Source organism: Vibrio mediterranei (assembly GCF_013364395.1).
Classification (GTDB): Bacteria; Pseudomonadota; Gammaproteobacteria; order Enterobacterales; family Vibrionaceae; genus Vibrio; species Vibrio mediterranei.
Map to the genome: position 1 here is coordinate 129,659 of NZ_JABXGK010000008.1, position 14,076 is coordinate 143,734.

The 14,076-nt window shown below is 44.5% G+C and carries 12 protein-coding genes; 8 read left to right on the plus strand and 4 right to left on the minus strand.

Features of this window, described 5'->3' with window-relative positions:
- Positions 1-302 precede the first annotated feature (302 nt).
- The 3 genes from ebgA (at position 303) to HOP38_RS17640 (ending at position 5,380) form a co-directional block, all read left to right on the plus strand.
- On the plus strand, positions 303-3,392 hold the full coding sequence (gene ebgA / locus HOP38_RS17630) for a beta-galactosidase subunit alpha (RefSeq protein ID WP_198558596.1): 3,090 nt from the start codon (positions 303-305) through the stop codon (positions 3,390-3,392).
- A 3-nt stretch (positions 3,393-3,395) separates the two neighbouring features.
- Positions 3,396-3,848 (plus strand): beta-galactosidase subunit beta, encoded by a 453-nt coding sequence (locus HOP38_RS17635; protein WP_198558597.1) that lies wholly within the window; start codon positions 3,396-3,398, stop codon positions 3,846-3,848.
- Between the two features lie 92 nt (positions 3,849-3,940).
- On the plus strand, positions 3,941-5,380 hold the full coding sequence (locus HOP38_RS17640; RefSeq protein WP_124941674.1) for an amino acid permease: 1,440 nt from the start codon (positions 3,941-3,943) through the stop codon (positions 5,378-5,380).
- Positions 5,381-5,453: 73 nt separating this feature from the next.
- Here the strand turns inward: HOP38_RS17640 and pdxR are convergent, their stop codons facing one another.
- Positions 5,454-6,911, minus strand: coding sequence for a MocR-like pyridoxine biosynthesis transcription factor PdxR (gene pdxR / locus HOP38_RS17645; protein ID WP_198558598.1), 1,458 nt, complete (start codon positions 6,909-6,911; stop codon positions 5,454-5,456).
- 91 nt (positions 6,912-7,002) lie between these two features.
- Between pdxR and HOP38_RS17650 the strand changes: the two genes are divergently transcribed.
- Positions 7,003-7,662, plus strand: a complete 660-nt coding sequence (locus HOP38_RS17650; RefSeq protein ID WP_088877688.1) for a pyridoxamine 5'-phosphate oxidase family protein — start codon at positions 7,003-7,005, stop codon at positions 7,660-7,662.
- 163 nt (positions 7,663-7,825) lie between these two features.
- Here the strand turns inward: HOP38_RS17650 and HOP38_RS17655 are convergent, their stop codons facing one another.
- Complete coding sequence (locus HOP38_RS17655) at positions 7,826-7,996, minus strand: hypothetical protein (protein ID WP_164491492.1); 171 nt, start codon at positions 7,994-7,996, stop codon at positions 7,826-7,828.
- Positions 7,997-8,488: 492 nt separating this feature from the next.
- Here HOP38_RS17655 and HOP38_RS17660 point away from each other — a divergent pair, with 492 nt between their 5' ends.
- The 3 genes from HOP38_RS17660 (at position 8,489) to HOP38_RS17670 (ending at position 10,939) form a co-directional block, all read left to right on the plus strand.
- Positions 8,489-9,556, plus strand: coding sequence for an acyltransferase (locus HOP38_RS17660; protein WP_198558599.1), 1,068 nt, complete (start codon positions 8,489-8,491; stop codon positions 9,554-9,556).
- Between the two features lie 42 nt (positions 9,557-9,598).
- Complete coding sequence (locus HOP38_RS17665; protein WP_031493593.1) at positions 9,599-10,324, plus strand: nitroreductase family protein; 726 nt, start codon at positions 9,599-9,601, stop codon at positions 10,322-10,324.
- Between the two features lie 141 nt (positions 10,325-10,465).
- Positions 10,466-10,939, plus strand: a complete 474-nt coding sequence (locus HOP38_RS17670) for a Dps family protein (protein WP_006070136.1) — start codon at positions 10,466-10,468, stop codon at positions 10,937-10,939.
- Between the two features lie 42 nt (positions 10,940-10,981).
- Here the strand turns inward: HOP38_RS17670 and HOP38_RS17675 are convergent, their stop codons facing one another.
- The gene (locus tag HOP38_RS17675; RefSeq protein WP_198558600.1) at positions 10,982-11,773 is read right to left on the minus strand and encodes a hypothetical protein; all 792 of its coding nucleotides are present in this window, start codon (positions 11,771-11,773) and stop codon (positions 10,982-10,984) included.
- 169 nt (positions 11,774-11,942) lie between these two features.
- Between HOP38_RS17675 and HOP38_RS17680 the strand changes: the two genes are divergently transcribed.
- Positions 11,943-12,563, plus strand: a complete 621-nt coding sequence (locus tag HOP38_RS17680) for a glutathione S-transferase family protein (RefSeq protein ID WP_124941669.1) — start codon at positions 11,943-11,945, stop codon at positions 12,561-12,563.
- 98 nt (positions 12,564-12,661) lie between these two features.
- On the opposite strand, the gene HOP38_RS17685 is transcribed toward HOP38_RS17680, so the two are convergent.
- Complete coding sequence (locus HOP38_RS17685; RefSeq protein ID WP_198558601.1) at positions 12,662-14,059, minus strand: MATE family efflux transporter; 1,398 nt, start codon at positions 14,057-14,059, stop codon at positions 12,662-12,664.
- Positions 14,060-14,076: the final 17 nt, after the last annotated feature.

The window sequence follows — 14,076 nt, forward strand, 5'->3', positions numbered from 1 at the left end:
CTCTTCGTAAAATCACCAAACACCACAAAAACTATAAATCATTGTATTTAAAAGATTAAATTTACTACACCCAGCTAAAACCCTACTACTTATATCAAGTTAAACCCGCCCCTATCATTCGCTCCGTTTATTTAAACCCGATCACAACTTTAACTCTCTTGAACGCTTAAATCGTGATCAAGTTAAAGTAAAAAACAAAATTCAATATATTTTAGTAAAACTTTTACTAAAATTACCTCATATCCTAAACGGGCATTTTTAACACAGCATCGACACGGTTTACCTGTCGAGGGAGATTTAACGTGAACAACTGGGAAAACTTTCTTCATCTTCATGAGAATCGCATGGCTCCACGCGCGTATTTCTTCTCATATCCCTCAGTTAACGCCGCTCGAACATTTCAGCGAGAGCTTAGTAGTCACTTTATGCTGCTTAGCGGTCAGTGGCAGTTTCAACTTTTTCATAACCCTATTCTTGTTCCCGACGAGTTTTACTCTCAACCAATGACACAATGGGGACAGATCACCGTACCTAACATGTGGCAAATGGAAGGACACGGTGACCTTCAATACACTGACGAAGGCTTCCCGTTTCCAATTGACGTACCTTTTGTACCCACTGATAACCCAACAGGTGCATACCAACGTACTTTCACTCTCGGCGACAACTGGCAAGACAAACAAACCATCCTCAAATTCGATGGCGTAGAGACCTACTTCGAAGTTTACGTTAATGGCAACTATGTTGGTTTTAGTAAAGGCAGTCGACTCACCGCAGAATTCGACATTTCATCCGTTGCTCAAGTTGGTGACAACCTGCTAAGCGTTCGAGTCATGCAATGGGCTGATTCGACTTACATTGAAGACCAAGATATGTGGTGGACCGGTGGGATCTTCCGTGATGTCTACTTAGTAGGGAAAGAACCACTGCATGTGCAGGATGTCTCTATTCGTACTGACTTCAGCGCTGACTATTCGCAAGCGACATTGTCGTGTGAACTGATGCTAGAAAACCCTTCGTCTGCGCGTAGCGATGCTGTTTCAGTTGATTATGAGCTAAAGGATAATCAACTAAGTATTGCCGCTGGAACCATTGACCACATCTCAGTACAAGGTGCTACCACAACTAACTTCATTATTAATGTCGATGAGCCTACTCATTGGACAGCTGAGAACCCTTACCTTTATCAACTTTTTATCACTTTGAAGAACAACCAAGGTGAGACCATAGAAGTCATTCCACAACGAGTTGGCTTTCGAGATATCAAAGTTAAAAATGGCCTCTTCTACGTTAACAACCAATACGTCATGCTCCATGGCGTTAACCGACACGATAACGATCATTTAAAAGGCCGGGCAGTAGGCATGGATCGTGTTGAAAAAGACATCATCTTAATGAAGCAGCACAACATCAACTCCGTGCGAACTGCTCACTATCCTAATGACCCGCGATTCTACGAACTCTGCGACATCTATGGTTTGTTCGTTATGGCAGAGACTGATGTGGAAACCCATGGATTCGCCAATGTTGGCGATCTTAGCCGCATCACCAACGATCCTGCATGGGAAGCCGTCTTCGTAGACCGTGCTGAACGTCATGTTCACGCACAAAAGAACCACCCTTCCATCATCATGTGGTCTTTAGGCAATGAATCTGGCTATGGCTGTAACATCAAAGCGATGTACGACGCTACTAAAGCCATTGATGACACGCGTCTTGTTCACTATGAAGAAGACCGTGACGCCGAAGTCGTTGACGTTATCTCAACCATGTACTCTCGCGCTCAATTGATGAACTACTTTGGCGAACACCCCCACGAAAAGCCACGCATCATCTGCGAATACGCTCACGCAATGGGCAACGGCCCTGGTGGTCTGACTGAGTATCAAAATGTGTTCTACGAGCACGATCATATTCAAGGACACTTCGTTTGGGAATGGTGTGATCACGGCATTCTCGCCACCGATGAAAAGGGACAAAGTTTCTATAAGTATGGTGGTGACTTTGGTGATTACCCAAACAATTACAATTTCTGTATGGACGGATTGGTATACTCCGACCAAACACCGGGACCGGGGTTGAAAGAATACAAACAAGTCATCGCTCCAGTGAAAATTACCGAGGTAGATGCACACCTAGGTACCTTCATCGTTAGCAATAAACTTTGGTTTACCAACCTAGACGACTACACCATCACCGCTGATATTCGTGCAGAAGGTGAAACGCTTCGCAGTGTTCAATTTAAGGTTGCGGATCTTAGCGCAAATAGCGAGCGCCAAATCGAAATTAGTCTTCCTCAACTCGATGACCGTGAAACATTTATCAACTTCACCGTGCGTAAAGATAGCCGCACTTTATATAGCCAAGCAAATCATGATATTGCCGTTTACCAATATCAAATCAAAGAAAATACCGCACAAGAAACCGAGTTTGTTTGTACAAATACCACACCTCTTTCGCTAGAGGAGAGCCGATTAGCGTACCTAATTTCTGGTCACAACTTCACAATGACTTTCTCGAAAGTCAACGGCAAGCTCTCTTCGTGGGTAGTAAACGGGAAACAGTTTATCGAATCAGAGCCTAAGCTCAATTTCTTCAAACCGATGATCGATAACCATAAACAAGAACACGAAGGTCTATGGGAGCCTGCTCACTTACCAATCATGCAAGAGCATTTCCGAACCATTGAAGTAGAGCAGATCGACGGGCGCATTGAAGTTCGCACCACCAGCATTATTGCACCGCCTGTGTTCGATTTTGGCATGCGAACCGAATATCGTTATCAGATTTCACCTCAAGGTCAGCTCAACATTGAGCTTCAAGGTAAGCGTTATGGTGACTATCCACATGTGATTCCTGTTATTGGTTTTGAACTAGGTATCAATCAACAGTTCGACCAAGTGAAATACTATGGCCGAGGCCCAGAAGAGAATTACCTAGACAGCCAACAAGCCAATATTATCGACGTGTATCAAAGCACGGTCGCGGATATGTTCGAAAACTATCCATTCCCGCAAAACAACGGCAATCGTCAGCACGTGCGCTGGGCAGCTCTGACTAACCGTAACGGCAATGGTTTGTTTATTAAGCCACAACAAGAGCTCAACCTAAGCGCTTGGTTCTACAGCAATGAAAACCTGCACCAAGCCCAGCACACCAACGAGCTTAAACCAAGCGGTCACATCACACTCAACCTTGATCACAAGCTCATGGGCTTAGGCTCTAACTCGTGGGGAAGTGAAGTTCTCGACTCTTACCGTGTCTACATGGATACCTTCCGCTACGGTTTAACGTTACTTCCAATGCAGTCCGGAGACTGTAACGCCAATACGTTGGCCAACTATGACTTCAGTAACCAGTTTTTTACCCGCACAACCACAAACGAGGCATAACCCATGATCATCTTAGAGAGCTTAGAACAATTTAAGTCGGTCTATCGTGATGGCCGGAAGTGGAATCGTTGCATAGAAGCCATTGAAAATATTGAAAATATCAAAGATGGCGTAATGCACTCTATCGGGGATTCTCTGGTTTATATGATTGAAACCAATGAGAGCAAACGGACTGGACTCTTCGAGGGCAACCGTCGTTACTTTGATGTGCACTACTACTTGGCAGGTCATGAGGTTATTGAGTTTGCAAGCAAAGCCGACCTGACACTTGAGCAGCGATATCAAGACGAAACTGACCGAGAGTTTTTCTCTGGACAAGGTGAGCGACGTGAAGTCCATCAAGGACAGGTAGTGATTTTCGACAATAGCGAAGCGCATCGATTTGTCAGTAACGAGCCTGCTCGCAAGGTCGTGCTTAAAGTCACCATCGAAGATGGCTACTTCTTAAACAAATAACACTATTCGGGCCAGACACAAGTATCTGGCCCCCTCAAATAACTGCTCTTCAAGAATGAGAGTACAATAGACGTGATTCATTGGAGGACACTATGTCTGAATCTATGCGCGGCACAATAGGCAAGTTTGCCCTATTGTCCATGACATTTGCGGCGGTTTTCAACGTTCGCAACATTGTAAACAACAACATTGAGTTGGGCCTAAGCTCGGCTCCTATTTTCCTATTAGCGACAGTCGTTTACTTCATCCCTTTCGTATTTATCATCGCTGAGTTTGTATCCGCAAACAAAAACTCTGAATCTGGCATGTACGATTGGCTCAAAAAGCCACTAGGCACCAAATCTGCCTATTTAGGTTCTTTCCTTTACTGGTTTGTGAACCTATTTTGGTTTGTCTCCCTGCTTCCTAATGTTATTGCTTACGCGTCTTACGCGATGTTGGGTTACGAGTACACTTTCTCGCCATTAGTCACTTCTATTATTTCTATCGCACTGTTTGCGGCCGCTACTCACATCTCAACAAAAGGCGCGAGCTGGCTGGGTAAAATCGCTGAAATCGTTGCTTACGGTGTGTTTGCGTTATTTGCAGTTTACGTTCTTGGTGCATTGATGGCACTGAGTGGTGACCACACGCCTGCAGAGCCAATTACACTGCAAGCCATGACACCAACCGTAAACTGGGCAACACTGGGCATTATGTGTTGGATTTTCCAAGCCGCAGGCGGGGCAGAAACCGCAGCGGCGTACCTTAACGATGTCAAAGGTGGTCACAAATCCTTTATCAAGGTCATCATCGCCGCAGGTGTTGTGATTGGTGGCATGTACGCTGTAGGCTCATTGTTAGTTAACGTTTTTGTCGCCCGCGAAAACCTGACCTACGCTGGCGGGATGGTAGAAATCTTTAGAGGAATGGCACAGTACTTCAACATCTCAGAAACTTTGGTCGGTCGTTTCGTTGGTATTGTTCTCTTTATCGCTATGTTCGGCTCAATGATGATGTGGACCGCGGCACCAGTAAAAATCCACTTCTCGGAAATTCCAAAAGGAGTCTACGGCGAGAAAACCACAGAACTCAACGAACACGGCGTTCCTGTGCGTGCAGCTTGGTGGCAATTTGCCTTTGTCTTCGTGATGTTGGTTATCAACGGTTTTGGTTCAGAATCAGTACAAGACATGATGAACACCGCGATCAACCTCACCGCAGGTACCGCGATGCTGCCACCAATCTTTATCATGGTCGCTTACTTCGTATTCCGCCTCAAACATGACGACACGCCACGCGACTTCCGCATGGGCTCTCAAAAATTCGGAATGGGCGTGGTTTCAGTACTGATTGCTATCTTCGTGATTAGTATGACAGCGTCGGCCTTCCCAACTGGAGTGGATTTAGTCAGAGCGTTCTTTATCAACGTCTTTATGACTGCTGTTTTCTCTGGTCTTGCTTGGTGGTGGATTTCCCGCTTTGAAAAGAAGCAAGCTGATAAATCTCGCCTCGAGGAGCAGCTGGAAAGTAAGCCTATTACTCAGTCTTAATTTGGCTACCACACAATAATGAAAAGGCACGAGTTGGTTACTTGTGCCTTTTGAGTATCCGTAAACTATAGATTTATTCCGCGGAGTCGACAGCATTGTCGTTCTTTAGCTCAAAATAAAGCACTGACAATTTTTCAATACTCTCTGGTATCGACTCTAACGGCGCATTTCCATAACCTAACACAACCGAACCGCAGAGACGCTTGTGGTTGATAGGTTCATAATAATTCATCGGTCGCACCACGATATTATGAGATAGGGCAAGATCGGAAAATTGATGCTCATCGACGTCACTTTGCCACTGAACAGTAATGTGCAGCCCAGCTCCTTGGGAGACAACTTGCCACTCACTTCCAAAACGCTCAGTAATGCACTGCTTCATCAAGTGGTATTTTTGCTCATATCGACGGCGCATTTTGCGTATATGGCGAACCAACATACCTTCATCAATGAACTCAGCTAACGCGGCTTGTGTGTGCGATGGTGTGTCACCGGAAAGCGCGTCTTTTATTTCTAGACAGACTTTAACTAAACCTTCCGGAACCACCATATAGCCGATTCGTAATGCATTAAACATTACCTTACTCATTGAGCCGATATACACCATATGGTTAGCATTACCACTCTCTGCAGCCAACCCTTGCATACTTCGTAGCGGACGACTATCAAATTGGAACTCACTGTCATAGTCATCCTCAATAATCCAACTTTGGTTTTCTTGAGCCCAGTTGATTAACTGCAAACGTTGCTCCGTCTGAATAGAGCTACCCATTGGATATTGATTGCTTGGCGTTAAGTAAACACCTAGTGCTTTTTGGTTGATGATATGTTCGGTATTCAATCCATGCTCAGCTGTCACGTCGACAAATCCATAATCCATATTGAAGGTATCGAGCACCTTGACGACCTGACGGTAACCGGGGTATTCAACCAACAACTTGTCGTTGTTTCCCAAGCTATTGATTGCCAGCAAAGCGATAGCTATAGATTGCTGAGCTCCAGAGGTAATAATGATTTGGTTCGCATTACACACAACAGAGCGACTGCTGGTCAAATAACGATGCAACGCTTCACGTAGTGGTAGATACCCTTGTAGATCTTGGTTTCCCAATAGAGAGATTCGGGTGCTATGACGTTGTAATAAGCGATTCCATTGGGCTGTAGGAAACAGCGCTAATTCAGCGACACCAGGTGAAAATAAACCACTTTTAGGCGTGTTATCAACGCCCAACGCAATTTCATTCTTGCCTTCGGGCGCGTTGAGATATTGGTCGGGCAGGCTTAAAGAAACAAAAAAGCCACTATGCGGCTTCGATACTAGATAACCTTCCGCTACTAACTGATCATAGGTTTGAATAATGGTATTGCGACTGACCTTAAGTTGGTTCGCCATCGTACGAGTGGACGGCAATTTGGCGCCCGATACCCAACGTCCATTGAGGATCCTTGAGCGTATTTGGCTAAAGAGATTGTGCTGAAGCGTGACACCGGATTTTGCCAATGAGATGTCGCTGATATCAATAACATTCAAACTGGATCCACCATTTTTATCAATTTGGACCTAACTAGAGTACCAAATATTATTTACTTTGGCGTTAACTGCAATCGAATGGAGAACGCCAGTGCTTTCAAACACGACAAGAACACAGATTAAGAAAGGCAGCCATAAAGCCGTCTTCGACCCACAAGCACTCTATGACATTATTGATGAGTCATTAATTGCTCATGTCGCCATCAATGATGACAACGGTCCTATCGTGATTCCTATGCTGGCATGGCGATTGGACAATAAAGTCTATATACACGGTGCCAAGAACAGTCGTTTGCTTCGTACGCTCAAAGCGGGACAAAAAACCTGCTTAACGTTTACCCTGTTTGATGGCTGGGTATTGGCCCGCTCCGCTTTCCATCATAGTGCGCACTATCGAAGTGCAGTCGTCTTTGGTCAGTTTGAAAACATTGAAGAAAATAAAGAGAAAGACCGAGTGTTAAACCACTTTGTTGAGCATATTGCACCAGGTAGAACTGAAGAAGTTCGCCTCAGCAACGATAAAGAACTCACCGCAACGGACGTGCTTGCTATTGAACTCAACGAAGCTTCGGTGAAAATTGGCCGTCATGGAGTCAATGACGACAAAGAGGATCTCGATCTAAAAGCGTGGGCAGGCATTCTACCCTACCGCACCGTTATAGGACCGCTTGAGCCTTGCGATGATCTCCATCCTAGTATCGAAACACCTGATTATTCGAGTGCATACAAGAATCGTTGGCACGAGCAGTAGGCTATTAACAGTTGTTGTTAAGCCGTCAATAAATGGTCGCTTCCAATACTAAGAAGTGGCCATCACTCCGATTTGCACTCCCATCGCAACCGCTAATAAACCGATGAAATAGAAACTCCAGCAGAGGGGCCGTCTGCGTATTGCTTTCGCCTCTTGAAGATCTTTAACCATCGAAACACACTCGATAGGTAACAATCGCAACGGCACCGACTAAAATCAGTAAAAACACCAATAACTCTATTAACCATTCTTTGTCATTCCAACCAAGAAACTCAACCTCACTCTCATTTAATTCAAAATTGAGGTCATCATAGCCTTCGTCTAACTCACACATAGCCACTCCTGCTCATCACATTACACAGGTGCATACTACTCAGAGATAAGCGTTCAATATATCAAGTAATATCTAAATATCGTTCAGATAAACTTAACTTTACGTGCGAAAAAATGAGAGAAAAAAACGGTTCCTAATTGGGAACCGTTGAGATTGGAAAAGTGCGTCTACACCATGTGTCAATCAAGACTTAAATCAGTGATTCAAGTTAATTACAAGCTTAAGGTACCAAAGCATTGAAGTGCTTCAGTAAGGTTACTTTAGTGAATCGGACAGCACAGGACAAAATAGGTCCTATCAAGTATTCTGATATGTAGCACGAGAAACGTGTAAGAATAGTCAACATCTGATTAGTCAAAACTGCGATATACAACAAATTGTTGCAATTCACATCAGGTCAGAGACGCAATTATTGACTTTGAACACTGCTAAAAATGGGCTAGATGGTACTGTTTGCTTCGAAGTATTACTAAGAGATTGTTACCTCCATTTATGTCATCAAAGCAGAAAATTGCCAGCTTCGAATTCGCTAGAGTCATCGCTCTGATCGCCGTCATTTTCATCCATTGTCAGCTCTTTATGGATTACGGGTTTATTAACGGTGAGCCTTGGCTTAACTACATCACCAATCAACTTGCTCGATTTGCCGTTCCGTTGTTTTTCCTTATTGCTGGATATCTTATCTATCCCAAGCTAAACGAAAAGCCATATCAAACCACCAAGGCTTACACTTTGCCTTTGATGCTCATTTGGGTGATTTGGAGCGCGATTTATTTAGTATTGCCTTTCAATTTAGCCGTAGTGGCCGAACATGGTTATTTAGCTGAGCGTCAAGGTTATTGGAACTACTTGCTACAAAGTCCGCTCAACTCACTGTTTGAAGGCGGATTAGTACACTTGTGGTTTATTCCATCGCTTGCGTTAGCGGTTTTAATGATTGCATGGTTTGTAGACAATAAGTGCCGATCACTTCTACTGCCATTCGCCGCCATCTTCTACGTTCATGGCTTAATGGCGGGCAGTTACTTGAACATTACCGAAATCGAAACACCGATCTTTAGTCGAAATGGGCCATTTTTTAGCTTTTTGATGGTCGCAATAGGATTTGAAGTAAGACGTAGAGAGTGGTCAATAACCTCGACACAAGCGGTGGTGCTTGCGTTGTTTGGCATGTTGCTGCACTTCTTTGAAGCGTTTTATCTCAACTCTCTTGGGCAAGTGTTCAACATGAATGACTTCCTACTTGGCACCGTTTTTTGGTCGACTGGCATTTTCTTCTGGCTTCTGAATCATCCAAACTTGGGGAACCATAAAGTCTGGCATGACCTGGCGAAGTGGGTACTTCCTATTTATGTGGTACACCTGCTCGTCACTATCTACATGAATAATATTGCGGGAATGTTGGGCGCAACCCAGTGGACACGTGATCTCATTGTGTTCTTTGGAACGCTATTTGGCTCGTACCTGTTAGTTATCTTGTTAGAAAAAACACCACTTGCATTTAAAAAGCTAAGAGGTTTGCCTAAACCAATTACGCCAAGCTCTTGTGAACCTCAATAAGACCTGTTAGAAAGTGTCCAATTTCAATGATTGGACACTGCAATGAGCCACCCATCTCATCTAGAACTTCTTCTTAATACTCGTCGCTCTGTTCGTAAATACGACCAGAGCGCGACCTTTGACCACAATGCCGTTAAAAAGGCCCTTGAACACGCCACGCTAAGCCCGAACAGTAGCAACATGCAGATGTGGGCCTTCCACCGTGTGATCAGCGAAGACAAACGTGCTGCATTAAGTGAAATCTGCATGGGACAAAATGCCGCTAAAACCGCAAACGAATTGGTTGTGGTGACGGTGACACCAAACAAATGGAAGCAGCGCGCCAAGATGAATGCTGACATTGTTCGCAGCAACTTTAACGGCCGCGAAGATGAGACCTCAAAGCGAGCATTTAAGTATTACGACAAACTGATCCCAATGGTTTATAACAATGATTCACTTGGCATCCGTGGGGTAGTGCGCAAAATATACAGCTTCTGGCTTGGCAGAAACAAACCGATGGTGCGTGAAGTCAGTAAGGAAGACGTTAGAGTCTGTTTACATAAAAGTGCAGCTCTTGCCTCTATGACCTTTATGTTGTCAATGCGCGAGCAGGGCTATGACACTTGCCCGATGGAAGGCTTTGATTCGGTAAGAGCAAAACAACTTCTCGACTTAGGTGAAAATGATGAAATTACCATGATCATCAGTTGTGGTGTTCGTACCGACGAAGGTATTTATGGCGACCGTCACCGCGTCCCCAACGAAGAGGTAATTTTTACTCACTAAATGTGGTCTAGGTTCACACTTGAAATTGATAGCATTTAGCTATCGATACAATATTTACAATCGATTTAACCTAAGTTGGTATTACTCATATACTGGCCTCAACGAAATAAGATTCCACTCTGATTTAAAGAGGAAAGTATTATGACAAACACTAATTTTATCGGTCTAGACCAAGCAGCTTCCGACTCAATTGCGATTGAACTTAATCAGCTACTCGCTAACTATCAGGTGTTGTACATGAACACTCGTGGTTATCATTGGAATATCAAAGGTGAACAGTTCTTCGAATTGCACGCTAAGTTCGAGGAAATCTATACGGACTTACAAACGAAGATCGATGAGCTTGCTGAGCGTATTTTGACTATTGGTCATACTCCAGACCATAGCTTTAGTCGCTATCTAGAGCTAAGTGCAATTGAAGAGCACCAAAATGCCTTTCGCGGTAAAGAGTGTGTCTCTGGCCTAGTAAATGGTTTCTCTGTGCTTATCAATAAACAGCGCGAAATCCTAGAGCAAGCTGGCGAGGCAAGTGACGAGGGTACTGCAGCATTGATGGGTGACTATATTCGCGAGCAAGAGAAATTACTCTGGATGTTGAATGCCTATCTTCAATAATTCAACCGCAACAAAAAAGGCGCTTAAGCGCCTTTTTTGTCATCAATCTGTCTGCGATGTTAGCGTGATATTCCCTGAATATCTATATCGACCATCTGGCCAAAGATGGGTCGGATAATGATAGTCCCTAGACTCCATTAAAGAGACTAAATCTGGCAATAAATGCCTCAACTCTTTGTGACTTTTTACTCGCATTTCATCACTTTGCAAATCAGCACTAGACCCTAAATACGCCGCAGTTGCTAAGTAAAAGAACTCGACGGTTTTGCACGCATCATCACACGTTGGGTCATCATAACTGTACAGTCCCTTTTGCTCGGCTAGCTGCCATTGCTTATACAGCACACTTTGTTTTGCCTTTTTGTCGCTAAATACCGCTGGTAAATACGGCTGCCAACCCGCATTGACTATCAAATGATGTATCTCTTCTTGCGACGCATCTCGCCCAAACGTCGGTGCAGTTTCATCTGCCGATAAATCTTGCCCTAACATATGGTCAAAGTAGGGTTCGAGCTTTTCAAATGCGTCATCACTAAAGCCCGATTGGCTCATCAACAAAGTAGCGTGATTATTCCGAAGTGGCTCAATGATATTAGGTTCATCAATCTGACCGTTTTGATCGTTGTCTAGCCATTGTGCGGTCACATTGGCGGCATGTTTGAGCTTATCTTGGGGTACCGATGAGGTGGCACAAATCGTAACCACGTCAAAGACTCGGGCTTTCTGGGTAAAGAAATCACCTGGGCATCCAGCAACAGGCGATTCCACAGAAGAAAACTCTCCCGCACTAGATAATGCACTGATAAAGAATAGTAAGCCTATACAACGTTTCATCCCTGCTCCTCAACCGTTGCTTATTTTTGGTCCTCATTCTAATAACAGTGATGAAGACTTACTGTATTAACAGGTCATTAATTGTCAGTGTTAGCCATTATTCTATTGCCTTAACAAATTAAATAGGTAACAATTATATTGTACACAATATATTTTTAAGGATATCGATATGATCAAGCTTCACCATCTCAATCACTCTCGTTCAAAAAGAATTATTTGGCTGCTAGAAGAGCTTGGTCTCGATTATGAAGTCGTCCCATATCAGCGTGACTCAGTGACATTTCTTGCACCACCCGAGCTGAAGTCGGTACACCCACTTGGCAAATCTCCAGTGATCGAATTAGACGGCCAAATCATCACAGAATCCGGTGCTATTACTGAATATCTTATCGAGCGATTTGGCGCAGACCAATTGGCACCAGCTCGTCAAAGCCTTATCTACGCCGATTATCTGACTTGGCTACACTTTGCAGAAAGTTCTGCGATGCTTCCGCTACTTCTGAAAGTGTTTCTTGCAAAAGAGCCTGCAGAAACCGCCTTCCTATCAAGCTATGCAGATATAGAACAAAACAAAGTACTGGATTATGTGAATCAGCAACTTGAAGGTAAACGCTATCTGATTGAAGATCGTTTGACTGGTGCGGACATCATGATGTCGTTCGTGGTGGATGTTGTCACGAATTTAGGCGTCATTAGCCAATACGCCAACATTCAGCGCTACTCAGAGCAGCTGGAGAAAAATCCAAACTACCAAAAAGCTATCGAAATTGAACTTCAACATAACCATTAAGCGGCGCTTGGTCATTCCTATTATGAGATAATCGCCGAACCACGCCGCTCCATATCAATCAGCATTACTGATATGAGCGGCATAATGCGTATCTCGCCCTATTTACCTGACGACCAAAACATCAGATCCGATTTATAATCATTAACTATGCTTCGCTTTGGCAGTGTCGAACCATGCTCACTAAGCCAACGATTCAGCACTTTGTATGCATACCATGCTCCGATTACATTGGCGATGGACAATCCTACCCAAGTCCCTTCTAACGACCAATATGACCCAAGCAAAGCAAGCGGTATTGTCAAACCGAGCGACTTCACTATGGTAAGTTTTAGCGACGTTCGAGGCGATTGCACCCCATTGAGAAAAGAGGTTGTAATGAGTAGTAGCCCAAACATAGGGAAACTTAAGCCGACAGTCCAAAAATAATAAACTCCTTGCGCCACAACCGCATCAGATTGGGTAAACAGCGTCATGATCGTCTGTGGAAATAGCGCCACAATAGTGAAGGCCGCTATCCCCCAATACACGGTCAGTCGTCCTGCGTGAGCAACGATTTTATCCAGTCTATGCCAATGTTTAGCGCCAAAATTCTGAGCCACGAAAGGCGTCATCACAACACTCAATGACAAAATGCCCACCAGAATTAGCGATTCTATGCGCGTGACAATACCAAAAGCCGCGACCGCATCCTCGCCGTAACCAGACACGATGCGGGTTATCACTGCGATCGCAACTGGGTTCAAAAGCTGAGCCGCAATTGCGGGCATGGCAACGTATAACATGCCTCTAAGATCCTTTATCGCCTGTCGAATATCCATAAAGAAGCTGAGTGAGAGCAACGACTCGCGCACTAACAACGTCATCATCAAGAAGAAGATGACAGCCCAAGAAAGAACCGTAGCGTAGGCAGCTCCCGCTAACCCCATGGCAGGAAAAGGTCCAAAACCAAAAATCAGCACATAGTCGAAGACCACATTAACAATCCCACCAATCCCCATCACCAATGTCGAACGAATCATGATCCCTTTCGCCATCAGCGCCGCATTACCAATTAATCCTGCTACCAGCGCAAACATGCCGATAAACAGAGGCTCCATGTACTGCTTGACCAAAGGTAACATCACCTCAGTCACACCTAGCGCAAAGAATAGGGCATCCATAACCAACAAACCGATACTAGAGAGCAGCACGGTTAGAAAGACGAAAGCAACGATAGCGAGAGTAGTCAGCTGCTTAGCTTTTACCCATTGCTTTTCTCCCAGCACCTTCGCTACCGACGAAGACACGCCAGCAGCGGCGCCCATAAAGAAGGACACTACTAAGATGTATACTGGGTAAGAGAAGCTCATCGCAGCCAGTTCTTGCGTACCAAGCTTACCGACAAAATAGGTGTCGATAAGCTGGAACATGAAGGTCATCAGCATGCCAAATGAGGCGGGAGCAGTCATAGAAATCAGTGCCGGACGTACCGGCGAGGTAAGTATTTTCGCATCCATTGCGTTATCCCTCTTCC